13 protein-coding genes are annotated in these 15,352 nt (G+C 74.7%); 7 read left to right on the top strand and 6 right to left on the bottom strand.

Annotation, left to right across the window (positions count from 1 at the left end):
* Positions 1 to 196 precede the first annotated feature (196 nt).
* The 3 genes from mobA to G9H72_RS02730 are packed head-to-tail and all read right to left on the bottom strand — an operon-like array spanning position 197 to position 2,185.
* Positions 197 to 799 (bottom strand): molybdenum cofactor guanylyltransferase, encoded by a 603-nt coding sequence (gene mobA / locus G9H72_RS02740; protein WP_166166971.1) that lies wholly within the window; start codon positions 797 to 799, stop codon positions 197 to 199.
* Entirely contained in the window at positions 796 to 1,059 is a 264-nt protein-coding gene (locus tag G9H72_RS02735; protein ID WP_331271912.1) for a DUF6457 domain-containing protein, read from the bottom strand. The genes mobA and G9H72_RS02735 overlap by 4 nt, the downstream gene beginning before the upstream one ends.
* A 31-nt stretch (positions 1,060 to 1,090) precedes the next feature.
* A complete protein-coding gene (locus G9H72_RS02730; RefSeq protein ID WP_166166965.1) occupies positions 1,091 to 2,185 on the bottom strand; it encodes a lytic transglycosylase domain-containing protein in 1,095 nt (364 codons plus the stop codon).
* Positions 2,186 to 2,543: 358 nt separating this feature from the next.
* Between G9H72_RS02730 and G9H72_RS02725 the strand changes: the two genes are divergently transcribed.
* Both G9H72_RS02725 and G9H72_RS22190 read left to right on the top strand, forming a co-directional pair.
* The gene (locus tag G9H72_RS02725) at positions 2,544 to 5,084 is read left to right on the top strand and encodes a glutamate--cysteine ligase (protein ID WP_166167772.1); all 2,541 of its coding nucleotides are present in this window, start codon (positions 2,544 to 2,546) and stop codon (positions 5,082 to 5,084) included.
* A 37-nt stretch (positions 5,085 to 5,121) separates the two neighbouring features.
* Entirely contained in the window at positions 5,122 to 7,014 is a 1,893-nt protein-coding gene (locus tag G9H72_RS22190; protein ID WP_166166962.1) for a prolyl oligopeptidase family serine peptidase, read from the top strand.
* A 213-nt stretch (positions 7,015 to 7,227) separates the two neighbouring features.
* Here the strand turns inward: G9H72_RS22190 and G9H72_RS02715 are convergent, their stop codons facing one another.
* Positions 7,228 to 8,451: an ROK family protein gene (locus G9H72_RS02715; protein ID WP_331271911.1), complete on the bottom strand. Its 1,224-nt coding sequence runs from the start codon at positions 8,449 to 8,451 to the stop codon at positions 7,228 to 7,230.
* A gap of 138 nt (positions 8,452 to 8,589) precedes the next feature.
* Here G9H72_RS02715 and G9H72_RS02710 point away from each other — a divergent pair, with 138 nt between their 5' ends.
* The 5 genes from G9H72_RS02710 to G9H72_RS02690 all read left to right on the top strand — a co-directional run bounded on the left by G9H72_RS02710 (position 8,590) and on the right by G9H72_RS02690 (position 13,225).
* Complete coding sequence (locus G9H72_RS02710; protein WP_166166959.1) at positions 8,590 to 9,639, top strand: sugar ABC transporter substrate-binding protein; 1,050 nt, start codon at positions 8,590 to 8,592, stop codon at positions 9,637 to 9,639.
* Positions 9,640 to 9,689: 50 nt separating this feature from the next.
* Positions 9,690 to 10,730: an ABC transporter permease gene (locus tag G9H72_RS02705; RefSeq protein ID WP_166166956.1), complete on the top strand. Its 1,041-nt coding sequence runs from the start codon at positions 9,690 to 9,692 to the stop codon at positions 10,728 to 10,730.
* Positions 10,727 to 11,527: an ATP-binding cassette domain-containing protein gene (locus tag G9H72_RS02700; RefSeq protein WP_166166953.1), complete on the top strand. Its 801-nt coding sequence runs from the start codon at positions 10,727 to 10,729 to the stop codon at positions 11,525 to 11,527. Before G9H72_RS02705 ends, G9H72_RS02700 begins: the two co-directional genes overlap by 4 nt.
* Positions 11,528 to 11,649: 122 nt before the next feature.
* Entirely contained in the window at positions 11,650 to 12,531 is an 882-nt protein-coding gene (locus G9H72_RS02695) for a sugar phosphate isomerase/epimerase family protein (RefSeq protein ID WP_166166949.1), read from the top strand.
* A 13-nt stretch (positions 12,532 to 12,544) separates the two neighbouring features.
* Entirely contained in the window at positions 12,545 to 13,225 is a 681-nt protein-coding gene (locus G9H72_RS02690; protein WP_166166946.1) for a nucleoside/nucleotide kinase family protein, read from the top strand.
* 260 nt (positions 13,226 to 13,485) lie between these two features.
* Here G9H72_RS02690 and G9H72_RS02685 read toward each other — a convergent pair whose 3' ends face one another.
* Together G9H72_RS02685 and G9H72_RS02680 are read right to left on the bottom strand one after the other, a co-directional pair.
* Positions 13,486 to 14,757, bottom strand: a complete 1,272-nt coding sequence (locus tag G9H72_RS02685) for an MFS transporter (RefSeq protein ID WP_166166943.1) — start codon at positions 14,755 to 14,757, stop codon at positions 13,486 to 13,488.
* A gap of 37 nt (positions 14,758 to 14,794) precedes the next feature.
* Entirely contained in the window at positions 14,795 to 15,265 is a 471-nt protein-coding gene (locus tag G9H72_RS02680) for an ATP-binding protein (RefSeq protein ID WP_231126346.1), read from the bottom strand.
* Positions 15,266 to 15,352: the final 87 nt, after the last annotated feature.

Raw genomic sequence — 15,352 nt, 5'->3', positions numbered from 1 at the left:
ACAACTCGCCATGACTGCATGATCAGCGAGGGGGTGGGGGTGGAGCAGTCCTCGGACCGACCTCGTCACCTGCAGCCCGGTTCCTGAAGGATCGCGAAGACTTCGGCCCGCCCAGCTGCCGGGGGCGGCGCAGCGGCGTACCGTCGAAGCCAGCCCGGCTCGAGCATCCCCCGTCTCGAGCCGGGCCTCGGGGCTCTCAGGGCTGTACGCCCGCCGCCAGCCGCCGCGCCCGCGCCAGCTGCTCCGGGGTGTCGCAGTCGGTCCACGGCGCCGGCCCGTCCCCTGCTGCCGGCACGCCCACCCGCGGCAGACCCTGCAGCAGCCGTCGCAACGGCAGCCCGTCGACCTCGCCCGCGCGCTCGACCGCGGCCCGCAGCGCCGATGTCGGCCACATCCCGCACAGCAGCTGCTCGGCACCGCTGCCGTCGACGTAGAGCGCCCCCTCGCCGGCGCCGGCGCCCAGCTCCCGCCGCAGCCGGTCCACCGCATCCGGTGTCAGGAACGGCAGGTCGGCCGACAGCAGGGCGACCACGGGCTCGGTGACGAGCCGTACGCCGGCGGCCACCGCGGCGGCCGGCCCGCCGCCAGGGGGCTCCTCGCGGGCCCAGGACACGGGGCGCGACGTCTGCCGCTCCGGCCCCACGACCACCGTCGTCGCGGACGAGGCGACCGCGTCGAGCACGCGGTCGAGGAGCGGCCGCCCGCCGACGAGGGCCGCGGTCTTGTCCGCGCCGCCCATGCGCCGCGCGGCGCCGCCGGCCAGGACGACCGCCGCGTACGCAGGCAGCCCGCCCTTCATGCGGGGCCGGCCGCCTCGGCGGTCGGGATCTGCGCCACCGCCCGCTCGGCCAGCGCGCGCAGGGCCGCGCCGTCGGCGCCGGAGCGGCCGGCGGCGTACCCGACGAGGAACGTCGTCAGCGGCGCGGCGGGGCGTGCCACGCCGTGCGCGGCGTCACGGGCGAGGTCGAGGACGAGGTCGCGCACGTCGGTGCCGGCCAGCTGCTCGGGCAGGCCGAGCTCCCGGACGAGGCGGTCGGTCCAGTCTTCGAGGCGGCTCACGCCGCACATCCTGCCGCGCGCCGCCGGTGGCTCAGGCGGAGGGCGCCGGCGTGGCCGCTGGCGCCGCCTGCGGCGGCGTGCCGGGCGTAGTCGTTGCCCCGCGGCTCGGGGTGGCCTTCGCCGTGGGCGTGGGGGCCGCCGGAGCCGGCGAGGCCGTCGGGGTCGGCTTCGGGGTCGGCTTCGGGGAAGGAGCCGTCGCGGGCGTCCCGGCCGGCGTGGGCTTCGCGGCCGGCGGCTGCACCGGCGAGGCGGGCTGGGACGCGGAGACCGTCGGGGTGGGCTTCGGCCGGTCGGGCACGACCGGGGTGGGCAGCGCCGCCGTCAGGCCGGTGGCGTACGCGTGCGACAGCATGAGCACGTCGTAGACGTACGTGTCGCTGCGGTTGTAGCTGAAGACGGCCGCCTGCCGGCCCTCGAGCGCCGAGACGTCGCGGCCGCCGGAGCAGAGGTAGAGCCCGGCGGCCACGGCCGCATCGTCGAGGTCGTGCGGGTCCTCGACCCCGTCGCCGTCGCCGTCCGCGGCCACCATCGCCCAGGTGGTCGGGATGAACTGCATGGGCCCGACGGCGCGGTCGAACTCGGTGTCGCCGTCGAGGCGGCCGCCGTCGGAGTCGAGGATGCGGGCGAACGCCACGCCGTCCAGCCGGGGGCCCAGGATCGCGGGGCTGGCCTTGCCGTCGGTGCCGAGCACGCTGCCGCCGAAGCGGCCGTGGTTGGACTCGACCCGCCCGATGGCGGCGAGCAGCGACCAGTCCAAATGGCAGCCGGGCTCCCATCGACCGAGCAGGATCTGCGCCCGGCGGTACGCCGTCAGGGCGGCCACCGGGATGCCGCTGCGGGTGAGCTCGGAGGGCACGACGCGTGCGGACGTCGCCTGTTCCGGGGCCGCCGCGGGGGGCGTGGTCGGCCCGGTCAGGCCGCCGGCGCGCAGCTCCGCGCCGAGCGGGGAGACGGCCGGGTCCTCCGGCACGGCGATGGCGACGACGGGCGACGCGGGCGCTGCCGCCGGCGCGGGCGCCGGCGGGCGGGGCGCGGCGGACGCGCCGATCCCGGCGAGCGCCACCGTGACGACGGTGGTCGAGCCGAGGACCCGGCCCCGGTCAGGCGTCCAGCGCGGCAGGCGCATGCGGTGGCGGCTCCTCGGCTCTGGACGTTGGCTCGGCCGCTGCCGGCCGGGGGTGGAAAACGCCACATAGCACTGTGCCGCATCTCCCTCCGGAACTGAACGCCGGCCGGGCGTCGGGCATTTCACACGCGCGGAACGTACGCGACACACACGAGGGCCACCCTGAGGCGTCTCCGCGGCCGGGCTGGGGAAGGAGAGGGGCCACGATCGCCCGGAAACCGGCCCCGAAGGACACGCGCTGCACCGACGGAGTCACGGATCGGAGACTTTCTTGGCTGAGGACCTCCAGACACGGGGGGTGGGCACGGCCGTCGACGGCCTGCCCGCCGGGGCCGCTGTCTTTGCCGGGATCGCCGCGCTGCCGGACGCCACCACGCTGGGGGTCGAGGAGGAGTTCCACGTCGTCGACCTCACGACCCGCGAGCTCGTCCCGCGCGCCCCCGAGCTGCTGGAGCGGCTGCCGACCGGGAAGTTCCTCGGCGAGCTGCACCGCAGCGTGGTCGAGACCAACAGCGAGGTCGCCACCGGCCTGGACGAGCTGCGCGCCGACCTCGTCCGGACCCGGCGTCTGCTCGTCGGGGTGGCCGACGCCGCCGGCCTCGGAGTGGCGGCCACCGGCTCGGTGCCACTCGTCGACGTGCACGCGCTGGAGATCACGCCGACCACCCGCTACCGGCAGATGCTCGACGAGTATCAGCTGCTCGCCCGCGAGCAGCTGATCTGCGGGGCGCAGGTGCACGTCGGGCTCGCCGACCGGGACATGGCGGTCGCCGTCGCCCAGCGGCTCGCCCCGGAGCTGCCGATCCTGCTGGCGCTCACCGCCAGCTCCCCGTACTGGATGGGCGCGGACAGCGGCTACGCGAGCATGCGCTCGCTGGTCTGGCAGCGCTGGCCGACGGCCGGCCTCAGCGGGTCGATCTCGACCGCGGCCGAGCACGACGCCCTGGTCGCCGACCTCGTCGCGTCCGGCGCCATCAGCGACCCCAAGATGATCTACTTCGACGTACGCCCCTCGGCCCACCTGCCCACGCTCGAGCTGCGCGTCGGCGACGCCTGCCCGGACGTGGAGTCCGTGGTGCTGCTGGCGGGCCTCTTCCGGGCGCTGGTGCGCCGCGAGCGCGAGGCCGTGCTCGCCGGCCGGCCGCTGCTGCTGCCGCAGGCGCCCATGCTGCGCGCGGCCATGTGGCGTGCGGCCCGCTCCGGGCTCGAGGACAACCTGCTCGCGCTCGCCCAGTCGCCGCGCCCGGTGCCTGCGGACATCGCGGTGACCGGGCTGCTGGACCGGGCGCGCCCCTACCTGGAGGACACCGGCGACTGGGAGCAGGTCAGCGAGCTCGCCCGGCGGGCCTGCGCCAACGGGAGCTCCGCCGCTCAGCAGCGGCGGGCGTACGAGCGGAGCGGGCGCCTGACCGAGGTCGTCGACCTCGTCCTCCGGCAGACCCGGTCGGCGCCGGACGCGAGGTCGTCGGAGCCGGTGGCCGGGGACAGCGGGCTGTACGGCCACTACGTCGCCGGCGGTGACGAGGCCCTCGCCGGGACCGAGCCGCTGCCCGCGTACGCCGGGGTGCTCGCCGCGCTCGACCGGCTGGGGGCGGCGGGGCTGCGCCGGCGGGAGACCGCCCGCGACGACGAGCAGCGCGCCCGCGGGGTGACCTTCATGGTGGCGGGGGAGGCCAGCACCCGGCTCTTCCCGGTCGACCTCGTGCCGCGGATCGTGCCGACGGACGAGTGGGGGGCGCTGCAGGCCGGGCTGACCCAGCGCGTCCGGGCCCTGGACGCGTTCCTGCACGACGTCTACGGCGAGCGGGCCGCGATCGCCGACGGCGTGATCCCCGGCTGGGTCGTCGACAGCGCCCCGGGGCTGCGGTCGTCCGGGGCGCTGATGCGCCGGCAGCGGGTGCGCGCCCACATCAGCGGGATGGACCTCGTGCGCGACGGCGACGGCGGCTGGTTCGTGCTGGAGGACAACCTGCGCGTGCCCTCCGGCATCGGGTACGCCGTGCAGAACCGGCGGCTGACCAAGGCGGTCATGCCCGACCTGCCGCTGCCGCCGCAGGTCCTCGACGTCGAGCGCACGCCGCAGCTGCTGCGGGCGGTGCTCGAGCAGGCCGCGCTGCCGGGGGCCGCCGACAGCCCGGGCGTCGTCCTGCTCAGCGAGGGGCCGGCCGGCTCGGCGTGGTTCGAGCACCGGATGCTGGCCGAGGAGATGGGCGTCCCGGTCGTCGTGACCACTGACCTCGTCGTGCAGGACGGCACCGTGCTCCTCGTACGCGGTGGCACCCGCAAGCGGGTCGACGTGATCTACCTGCGGATCGGCGAGAACGACCTGCTCCACGCCCCGAGCGCGGACGGCTGGCCGCTCGGCCCGCCCCTGCTGGCCGCGGTCGACGCCGGGCGCGTCGCCCTGGCCAACGCCCCGGGCAACGGGGTGGGCGACGACAAGGCGGTCTACGCGTACGTCGCGGACTTCGTGAAGTACTACCTGGGTGAGGAGCCGCTGCTCGCGTCCGTGCCGACGTACCTCTGCGGGGTCCCCGAGCAGCGCGAGCACGTGCTCGCGCGGCTGCCGGAGCTGGTGCTCAAGCCGGTCGACGGCTACGGCGGGGAGGGGGTGCTCATCGGCCCGACGGCGACCGAGGAGGAGCTGGAGACCGGCCGGCGGCAGATGCTGGCCGCGCCCCACCGCTGGATCGCCCAGGAGACCGTGCAGCTGTCCACCCACCCGACGTTCGACGGCAGCCGGCTCGACCCGCGCCACGTCGACCTGCGCGCCTTCGTCTTCCTGGGCGACGAGGCGGCTGTCGCGCCGGCGGCACTGACCCGGGTGGCGCCGCAGGGCAGCATGATCGTCAACTCCTCGCGGGGCGGCGGGTCGAAGGACACGTGGCTGCTCGGTTGATTTGCCTCGGCCGCGGTCGATCACGCAGGGTGGCGCCGTGAGCGACAGGGGCAGCGACGGGCAGGCTGCGCTGCAGCACCGGACGGCGAGCCCGACCGGGACACCGCAGCTGCCGGTGCCCGAGGACGTCTACAGCAGCTGGTCGCCGACGGCGTCCCCGGACGGCACGCAGATCGCGTTCGTCTCCGACCGCAGCGGCGAGCCGCGGGTGTGGTTGGCCGAGCCGCGCGACGGGCGCCTCACCGGGTGGGCGCGGCTCGCCGCAGACTTCGGCCGGGTCGACATGGTGAGCTGGTCGCCGGACGGCAAGTGGCTGGCCTGCTCCGTGGCGGCGCACGGGCGCTCGCGCAGCGAGGCCTGGATCGTCCGGCCCGACGGCACCGGGCTGCGGCTCGTGGGCGGCCGGGGCGACACCAACGCCACGATCGGCACCGGGCGCGGGCACGCGTGGGTGGAGGACGGGCGGCTGCTCGTCACCGAGACCGGGGCCCTCTCGCGCGCCCTCCTCGTCGACCCGCTGAGCGGGGACCAGGAGGTCGTGGCCGAGGGGTCGCTGCTGACCCTGCTCGACGTGGACCGCTCCGGCCGCCGCGCGCTGCTGCGGCGCGGCCCCCGGGGGGCACGCAGCCTCTTCGTCGTCGACCGCGAGCAGGGCGTCGAGATCCCGGTGGTCCCGGGCCCGGGCGAGGGGTCCACCGACGCCGGGGTGGTGTCGGCGGACGGTGAGGTCGTCTACGCCCGCACGGACGTCGGGCGAGAGCTCGTCGCGCTCGTCGCGGTGCCGCTGAACGGCGACGCGCCCCGCGTCGTGGCCCAGCGCCACGACGCCGACCTCGCCGACATCGCGCTCTCCCCGGACGGCCGGTCGATCGCGCTGGTCTGGAACGTCCTCGGGGGGCGCAGCGCGCTGAGCCTGCTCGACCTCGACGACGACAGCCAGCGCCAGCTGGACCCGCTGCCGCGCGAGGTCATCGACGACGTCCGCTTCACCCCTGACGGACGCCGGCTCCTGCTGACGGCCGAGGGCTGGGCCGACCCGCGCGGGGTCTGGGCCCTGGACCCCGGCACGCGCGAGGCGCAGCCGCTCAGCTCCACCGGTGGCCGGGTGCTGCTCAGCTCGCCCGCGGCGACGACCCATTCGGTCGACCGCGGGACGCTGGCCGCGCCGCAGCTGCGCTGGCTGCTCTCCGACGACGGCACGCCGGTGACCGGCTGGCTCTACCGGCCGTCGCACGCCGGCCCGTGGCCCACCATGATCCACCTGCACGGGGGTCCGGAGGCGCAGGAGCGGCCCGTCTACAACTCGCTGTTCCAGTCGCTGGCCGCGGCGGGCGTCGCGGTGTTCGCGCCCAACGTGCGCGGCTCGGCGGGCTTCGGGCGCACCTTCGTCCACGCCGACGACCTGGGCCGGCGCTACGGCGCGATCCGGGACGTCGCGGCGTGCGCGGCGTACCTCACGGAGTCCGGCATCGCGCCCCGGGGCAAGGTCGGCGTCATGGGCCGCTCCTACGGCGGCTACCTCACCCTGGCCGCGCTGGTCTCCGACCCCGAGCTCTACGCCGTGGGCGTGGACGTCTGCGGCATGAGCGACTTCGCGACGTTCTACGAGCACACGGAGCCCTACATCGCCGCGGCTGCGGTCAGCAAGTACGGCCATCCCGAGCGCGACCGCGAGCTGCTGCACGACCTGTCGCCCATGACCCACATCGACAACCTGCGCGCCCCGCTGCTCGTCGTCCACGGCGCCGAGGACACCAACGTCCCCGTGATCGAGGCCGACCAGGTCGTCGCCGCGCTGCAGGAGCGCGGGGTCGAGGTGCGCTACTGGCGGGTCGAGGGCGAGGGCCACGTGCTGCTCGCGACGCCCAACCGCGTGCGGTTCGTGCAGGAGACGGTCGACTGGGTGTGCAGGCACCTCGGGGTCCGCTAGCGAGCTCCCGGGCCACCCACCGTGGCGGCGGGCCCGGAACGCCGTCCACGCCACCGGCTCGGGCTGCGCACCTGCGACCGCCGTCTGATCGTCGGGCGTCAGTGGTCGTGCGGGCAGCCACTCCGGCCGAACGATCGGACGCGCGGCTTCGGGCTCGGGTACGCCACAGCGGGCGCCGTGCGCCCCGGCCCGGCCGGCGTCAGCCGTGGGCGATCAGTCCGCCAACGCGCTCGCGACCAGCGTGTCCACCCGCTCGGCGCAGAAGATGCGGTCGGCCACGAGCAGTGCCATCCCGGCGACGCCGGCGTGCGGCCCCAGCTCGCTGCGCACGATCTGCAGGTTGCGAGTGGCCAGTGGCAGCGAGCGCCGGTAGACCATCTCGCGGATGCCCGCGAACAGGATCTGGTCGGTGGTGGCCAGCTGCCCGCCGACGACGACCGCGCGCGGGTTGAGCAGGTTGACCGCGTCGGCGATGGCCTCGCCGAGGATCCGGGCGGCCCGCCGGGCGACGCGGACGGCGGTGTCGTCGCCGGTGCGGACGAGCGCGACCGCGCTGTCGACGTCGTGGACGTCGTGCCCGGCGGCGCGCAGGTCGCGCACGAGGGCCCAGCCGCCGGCGTACGCCTCGACGCAGCCGCTGTTGCCGCAGCGGCAGTCGGGCTCCTGCTCGACGTCGAGGACCGTGATGTGGACGTGGCCGAGGTCGCCCGCCGCGCCGTCCGCCCCGTGGTGCAGCTGCCCGCCGGCGATGATGCCGGTGCCGATCCCGGTCCCGGCCTTGACGAAGAGCAGGTGCTGGGCCTCGGGGTGGTGAGCGCGCTGCTCGCCCAGCGCCATCGCGTTCGCGTCCTTCTCGACGACGACCGGGCAGTCGTAGTGCTGGCCGAACCAGCCGGGGATGTCGTAGCGGTCCCAGCCGGTCATGATCGGCGGGCTCACGACCAGCCCCGCCGCCGCGTCGACCGGCCCCGGCACGTCGATCCCGACGCCCAGCACGTCCGTGGCCGGGCGCCCCGCGTCGGCGAGCAGGTCGGCGAAGACCGACCGGACGACGCCCAGGACCGGCTCGGGGCCGTCGGTGACCGAGCAGGCCACGGTCCGCTCGGCCTGCACAGCCCCCTTGAGGTCGCAGAGCGCCAGCCGGGCCCCGGTCGCGCCCACGTCCGCGACCAGGAGGACGCCCCGGTCGCGGTTGAACGCGAACTGGCCGGCCGGCCGCCCGCGGGTGCGCGCCTCCTCGGCCACGGGCACCAGCAGGCCGGCACCGAGCAGCGCCTCGAGGCGCAGGTTGACGGTGGAGCGCGAGAGCCCGGTCAGGCCGATGACGTCCGCCCGGGTCAGCTCCGCCTGGTCCCTGCGGAACAGCTCGAGCACCTCGGCCAGGCCCACCGTCGATCGCGGCGGGCCCACGGGTCGGGGAAGCGCTGGTGCGGTCACACGGGGAAGACTAGCGACGATTGACGACACTGCAAGGGGCAACTTCTATCCATAACAATCACATCACGCGCTTGTGATCGAGCAGAAGCCTCGTTACCTTCGGCGTACCAGAACCGGAAGGAGGCTCCTATGCGAGCCATGCGTGCTGCTCGACCCGCGGTGATGGGCGCCGTTGCGCTCACCGGCGCCCTGCTGCTCTCGGGCTGCGGCTCGGACGACAGCTCGGACGCCGCCGCCCCGACGGGTGGAGGCTCCGCTCCGGCGGGCGGCAGCGGCGAGCCCGTCGCGGCCGTCATCAAGGGCCTGGACAACCCCTTCTTCCAGACCATGCAGGAGGGCATCGAGAGCCAGGCCTCGACCTCCGGCACCACGGTCCAGGTGCAGGCCGCCCAGGCCATCACGGACACGACCGGCCAGGCGGACCGGCTGAGCGCCCTCGCCCAGCAGAGCTACGGCTGCTTCATCGTCAACCCGATCACGGGCAACAACCTGGTCCAGGGCCTGGCCCAGATCGCCGCGCGCGGCATTCCGGTGGTCAACATCGACCAGCCCGTGGACGCGGAGGCGGCCGAGGCGGCCGGCCTGGAGACCGCCACGTACATCGGCACCAACAACGTCAACGCCGGCAAGCTCGCGGGCGAGCAGATGGTCGAGGCCGTCGGCAGTGGCAAGGTCGCCGTCATCGGCGGGCTCGCCGGTGACGTCACCAGCGCCGCCCGCATCGAGGGCTTCACGCAGGCGATCGGGACCACGCTCACCGCGCTGCCGGTCCAGGCGGCCGACTGGGAGCGGCAGAAGGCGCTGACCATCGCGACCGACCTGCTGACCGCCAACCCCGACCTCAAGGGCATCTTCGCCGCGAACGACGACATGGGCCTCGGCGCCGCGCAGGCCGTCGCCAACGCCGGCAAGGCCGGCCAGGTCTCCGTCATCAGCGTGGACGGCAACAAGGACGCGCTGGAGGCCGTGCAGGCCGGGACGCTGACGGCGACGGTCGCGCAGTACCCGTACGCCATCGGCTCGCTCGGCGTGCAGGCCTGCGTCGCGGCCGAGCAGGGCAAGGACCTGCCGGAGAACATCGAGTCCCCGGTCGCCCTCGTGACCAAGGACGTCGCTGCCGACGCCATCGCCACGTTCCCCCAGCCGTTCGAGGAGTTCGACAACCCGCTGGCCGACCTCGCCGGCTGAGGCCCGTCGGCCTCGGCAAGCACAGGCGGAGCGCGATCGGAAGGATGAACATGCCAGACACCGCGATCAAGGGAAGCGGCCCTGCCGTCGGCAGCCCGGGCCCGGCGGGCGGGCCGACCCCGGCAGCGGGCGGCGCGGGTACGGGCCGGGCGGCGGTGCTGAGCCGGGCCAAGGACATCAGCTTCTGGGCCGAGTGGGCGGCCCTGATCGGCCTCGTCGCCCTCGTGGTGGTCTTCCAGGCCTCCGACACGACGTTCCTGTCGGAGGGCAACATCCGGGCGATGCTCACGGCGGCGGCGATCCTGATCGTCCTGTCGGTGGGGCAGACCTTCACCGTCGCCACCGGGGGCATCGACCTCTCGCTCGCGTCCACCATGACGTTCGGCGCGGTCGTCTTCGGTGTCGCCTACTCGGCGGACTGGCCCATCGTGCTCTGCTGCGCGGCCGCGGTCGTCGCTGGTGCCGTGGTCGGCGTGGTCAACGGCCTGCTCATCGGCAAGGGCAAGATCACCGACTTCATCGTCACGCTCGGAACCCTGTCTGCGGCTTCCGGTGTCGCGCTCGTCGTCGCCGACGGCAAGCCGGTCACCGTCATCGACCGGTTCCTGCTCCGTCTGTCCACCCAGGGCGTCGGCGTCTTCGGCTGGTCCGTCATCGTGGCTGCGGTGGTCGCCCTGGTCGCCCACGTCGTCCTCTTCCGCACGCGGTTCGGCACCCACGTCCTGGCCGCAGGCGGCAACTCCGAGGCCGCTGCGGCGACCGGCATCAGCCCGGCCCGCATCAAGATCGCGGTCTACACGATCAGCGGCACCGCGGCAGGCCTCGCCGCCGTGCTGCTCGTGGCCCGGGTGGGCGCGGCGGAGCCGGCCTCGAACACGTCGTTCCTGCTGAACTCCGTCGCCGCGGTGGTGCTGGGCGGCGTGAGCCTCGTGGGCGGCCGGGCCACGATCATCGGCCCGGTCGTCGGCGCCCTGCTCATCACGGTCCTGGCCAACGGCCTGACCCTGCTCGGCGTCTCGCAGTTCTACCAGCCCGTCGCCGTCGGCGCCGTCGTGGTGCTGGCCGCTCTCCTCACGAGGTTCCAGCGATGACGAACTCGCAAATTGGCGTTCAGCTGTCCCCGGCTCCCGCTGCGACCGCCCCGGGCGCGCCGCTGCTCGAGGCCCGCAACGTGTCGATCTCCTTCGGCAACGTCCGTGCGCTGCGCGACGTCGACCTGGTCCTGCGCCAGGGAGAGGTGACCGCGATCGTCGGCGACAACGGCGCCGGCAAGTCGACGATGGTGCGCTGCATCAGCGGCGTGCACCGCCCGGACGCCGGTGAGATCGTCTTCGACGGCAAGCCGATCGACTTCAGGTCGCCCGAGGAGGCGCGGGACGCGGGCATCGAGACGGTCCACCAGAACCTCGCCCTCGTCGAGGACCTCACGGTCTGGCAGAACCTGTTCCTCAACCGCGAGATCGTGACCCGCTTCGGGCCGGTGGCGTTCCTCAACCGCAAGGCGATGCAGCGCCGGGCCCAGGAGATGGTGTCCGGGCTGGCGGTCAACGTCCCGGCCGTGAACAGCCGCGTACGCCGCCTCTCCGGCGGGCAGCGGCAGGCCGTCGCGATCTGCCGCGCGGCCGGGTTCAGCTCCAAGCTCGTCATCATGGACGAGCCGACCGCAGCGCTCGGGGTCCAGGAGACGGCGCGTGTGGAGGAGCTCATCATCCGGCTGCGCGACGAGGGCCATGCGGTGCTGCTCATCAGCCACAACTTCGCGCAGGTCATGCGCCTCTCGGACCAGGTGTGGGTCATGCGTGCGGGCCGCTGCGTCGCGGGCCGCCGCACCGCCGAGACCACGGGCGAGGAGATCGTCGCTCTCATCACGGGGGCACAAGCGGCGTAGCCGCGCCATTCAGAGTCGTGGCGTAGCCGCGCCACGAGAGCCGGGCCGGGCCGGCCGCCTGCACGGGCCGGCCCGGCCGCCCCGGCCGCGCCACGTACACCCGCAAGGACAGGAGCTCCACCGTGACCACGACCAACCCGCTCGGCGTCCACGCCCTCGTCTGGGTCGGCGACACCTCGCCGGCCAGTGTCGAGACCGCCGTGGCCAGGACAAAGGCGGCCGGCTTCGACCTGCTCGAGATCTCGCTGCACGACTCGGTCAACCTCGACGTGCCCGCCGCCCGCACCCAGCTCGAGGAGGCCGGCGTCGCGGTCGCATGCTCTCGTGGCCTCGCCTTCGACGCGGACGTGTCGAGCGACGACCCGGGCACCGTCGCTCGCGGGGAGAAGCTGCTGCAGCAGTCGCTGGCGATCACCGGCGACCTCGGCGGCACGCACTTCACCGGCGCGCTCTACTCGGCGCTGGGCAAGTACGGCGCCCCGCTCACGCAGGCCGGCCGCCGCAACATCGTCTCGGTGCTGCAGGGCCTGGCCAAGGAGGCGCAGGGCCGCGGGATGACGCTCGGCCTGGAGATCTGCAACCGCTACGAGACCAACGTCATCAACACCGCGGCGGACGCGTTGCGGCTGGCCGACGACATCGGCGAGGACAACGTCCTCATCCACCTCGACACGTACCACATGAACATCGAGGAGGACGACCTCGTGCGCCCCGTGCACCTGGTGGGTGACCGGCTCGGCTACGTCCACATCGGCGAGAACCACCGCGGCTACCTCGGCTCGGGGCACCTGGACTTCACGTCGTTCTTCCACGCCCTGGCCGACATCTCCTACACCGGGCCGATCACGTTCGAGTCCTTCTCGTCCGCGGTCGTCGCGCGCGGGCTGTCCAACGACCTGGCCATCTGGCGCAACCTGTGGGACGACGGCGAGGACCTCGCGACGCACGCCCGCCGGTTCATCGCGAACGGCCTCGCCGCGGCCGCTCCGCGCGCCGCGGCCTGAGACGCTCGGAGCCATGGACCTCTCCGACCTCGTCGAGCGCGCCCGGTCCCTCGTCACCCCGGACGGCCCGCGTGCGGTCCTCGGCATCACGGGCAGCCCGGGCGCCGGCAAGTCGACCCTGGCCGAGGAGCTCCTGGCCGCGCTGCGCGACGTCCCGCCCGCAGGCCTGCCGGCCGGCGAGTGGGTGGCGCACCTGCCGATGGACGGCTACCACCTGGCCGACGTCGAGCTGGACCGGCTGGGGCGGCGCGGGCGCAAGGGGGCGCCCGACACGTTCGACGCGCACGGCTACGCCGCCCTGCTGGAGCGGGCCCTGCAGGAGACGGGCGAGACCGTGTACGCCCCGGCGTTCGAGCGGACGATCGAGCAGCCGATCGCGGGCAGCATCCCGGTCCTCCCGGCAGCCCGGCTCGTGATCACTGAAGGCAACTACCTGCTCCATGAGGGCCGGGCGTGGCGGCGGGCGCGGGCCGCGATCGCGGAGGTCTGGTACGTGGACCTCGACGAGGACGTCCGCCTCGCCCGGCTGGTCGCCCGGCACGAGCGGTTCGGCAAGGCGCCGGACGCGGCCCGGGCCTGGGTGCAGGACGTGGACCAGCGCAACGCCGAGCTCATTGCCGCCACCCGCGACCGGGCGGACCTCGTCGTGCCGAGCGCCCTCGTCGAGTCCCTGGGCGCGCCGCCCGCCGCGTAGCGCCGCGTCGGGCCCCGCCGCCGTACTGGATGAATGGCGCCTTCTGACGAACCTATCGTCAGAGGGCGCCATTCACCCGAAGCCGGTTGGGCGGGACGTCACATTCATCCGAGGGCCCGTGGCGCAACGACGACGGCCACGCGGCCACTCGACGGCAGTCACGACAGGCAGCGACGGCGGCCAAGGCACGCAGTGACGGCGGCGAGGCGTGCAGCAGCAACGGCGGCGACGACAGACCGCGACGGGCCGCGGAGCAGGCGCTACGGCACCGGGTGCCGCGCGTCGTAGCGCGCGAAGCCGGGCTGCACGGCTGCGAGCACGACGACGGCGGTGACGCAGCCGAGCCCGCCGAGCAGCGCGGCGGTCGAGTCGGCCGTCCACGAGGCGAGCGACCCGAGCACGAGGTCGCCGAGGCGCGGGCCGCCCGCGACGACGACGAGGAAGACGCCCTGCAGGCGCCCGCGCAGCGCGTCCGGGGTCGCCGCCTGCAGGATCGTCGACCGGAAGACCGCGCTGACCGCGTCGCACGCGCCCGCCGCGGCCAGGCACGCCGCCGCGGGCCAGATCAGCCAGTGCGTCGAGCTCTCGTCGTTGCCCGGCGCGGCCATGACGACGAGCCCGAACGACGCGACCGCACAGCCCCAGCCCGCGACGGAGACCAGCACCGCGAGGCCCTGCCGGCGTACGCCCCCGAGGGGCCCGGACAGCAGGCCGGCCGCCATGGTCCCGACCGCGATCGCGGCGGTCAGCACGCCGACGGTCCCGGGGCCGCCGCCGAGCACGCCGGCGGCGATCGCCGGGAACAGCACCCGGGGCAGCGCGAGGACCATGGCGGAGAGGTCGACGAGGAACGTCATGCGCAGGTTCGGCCGCCCGCGCAGGAAGCGCAGCCCGTCCAGCACCGACGCGAGCCCGGCGCGGACGACTTCGCCCTCGGGGCGCAGCGGCGGCAGGCCGGCAGCGCCGACGAGGGCCACCGCGAGCAGGGCGACCTCCACCGCGTACGTCATGGCGTAGCCGGCCCTACCCACGAGCAGGCCGGCCAGGAGCGGCCCGACGCCCATGGCGAAGCCCATCGAGAGCGAGTTGAGGGCGTTGCCCGCCGGCAGCAGCCGCGCCGGCAGCAGGCGCGGGACGATCGAGGCGCGGGCGGCCGAGCTGACGGCGTAGCAGCCCTGCTGCACGGCGACGAGGACGTAGAGCAGCCAGACGTCGTCGAGCGACAGCCCTGCCTGGAGGGCGAAGGCGGCCGCCACGGCCAGCATCCCGAGGCCGGTGACGAGGACCACCCGCCGCCGGTCGTGGGCGTCGGTGATGGCCCCGCCGTACAGGCCCATCGCGACCAGCGGGACGAGCGCGAACGCGCCCACCAGCCCGACCGCGAACGTCGAGCCGGTCACGTCGTAGACCTGTAGCCCCACCGCCACGGCGGTCAGCTGCGCGCCCGCGCCGGAGAGGCTGTTGCCGAGCCACAGCCGGCGGAAGTCAGGGATCTCGCGCAGCGGGGCCAGGTCGAGGAGCAGACGGGGCACTCGCTCGATCCTGCCTCACGGTCGCCCCGGGCAACGGCTACCCCTGACGGGCGGCCACCTCGAACCACACCGCCTTGCCGTTGTCGAGCCCGCGCGTGCCCCAGCGCTCGGCCAGTGCGTCGACGAGCCACATGCCGCGCCCGCCCTCGGCGTCGGGGTGGACCTCGGAGTCGACCAGCTGCGGCATCGACCGCTCCTCGTCGTGCACCTCGATGTGCACGGTGTCGGCGGACTTGCTGACCTCGACCGCGACGTCCCCGCGCCCGTGGCGCACGGCGTTGCCGGCCACCTCGCTGACGAGCAGCTCGACGTCCTCGACCGCGGTCGCGGGCACCTTCCACCTGCGCAGCAGGTCGGTGAGGAAGGCGCGTGCTGTCGGCACCGACTCGGCGACGCCGGGCAGCTGGAGCCGGGCGACCGGGGTGCCCGCCGCGAGCGCCGGCGCCTCCTGGGGCGACCCGTAGACCGCCCCGCCGAGCAGGAGGTCCCCAGGGCCAGGCAGAGTCATCACGGTCGGGCAGCCCTTCTGCAGATCGCGCGGTCGGGGCGTCCGTGTCCCCGTCGGAGCGGACGCGGCAGGCCCGCGGTCCGGTTC

Source organism: Motilibacter aurantiacus (assembly GCF_011250645.1).
Taxonomy (GTDB): Bacteria; Actinomycetota; Actinomycetes; order Motilibacterales; family Motilibacteraceae; genus Motilibacter_A; species Motilibacter_A aurantiacus.
The sequence above is the reverse complement of the archived record's forward strand: the minus strand, read 5'-3'. Positions and strand labels throughout refer to the sequence as shown.

What these genes read in the sequence shown, in the direction of transcription:
- mobA (WP_166166971.1), bottom strand. Translation starts at nt 799, where the DNA reads ATGAAGGGCGGGCTGCCTGCGTACGCGGCGGTCGTCCTGGCCGGCGGC.
- G9H72_RS02730 (WP_166166965.1), bottom strand. Translation starts at nt 2,185, where the DNA reads ATGCGCCTGCCGCGCTGGACGCCTGACCGGGGCCGGGTCCTCGGCTCG.
- G9H72_RS02710 (WP_166166959.1), top strand. Translation starts at nt 8,590, where the DNA reads ATGCGTGCTGCTCGACCCGCGGTGATGGGCGCCGTTGCGCTCACCGGC.
- G9H72_RS02705 (WP_166166956.1), top strand. Translation starts at nt 9,690, where the DNA reads ATGCCAGACACCGCGATCAAGGGAAGCGGCCCTGCCGTCGGCAGCCCG.
- G9H72_RS02700 (WP_166166953.1), top strand. Translation starts at nt 10,727, where the DNA reads ATGACGAACTCGCAAATTGGCGTTCAGCTGTCCCCGGCTCCCGCTGCG.
- G9H72_RS02690 (WP_166166946.1), top strand. Translation starts at nt 12,545, where the DNA reads ATGGACCTCTCCGACCTCGTCGAGCGCGCCCGGTCCCTCGTCACCCCG.
- G9H72_RS02680 (WP_231126346.1), bottom strand. Translation starts at nt 15,265, where the DNA reads ATGACTCTGCCTGGCCCTGGGGACCTCCTGCTCGGCGGGGCGGTCTAC.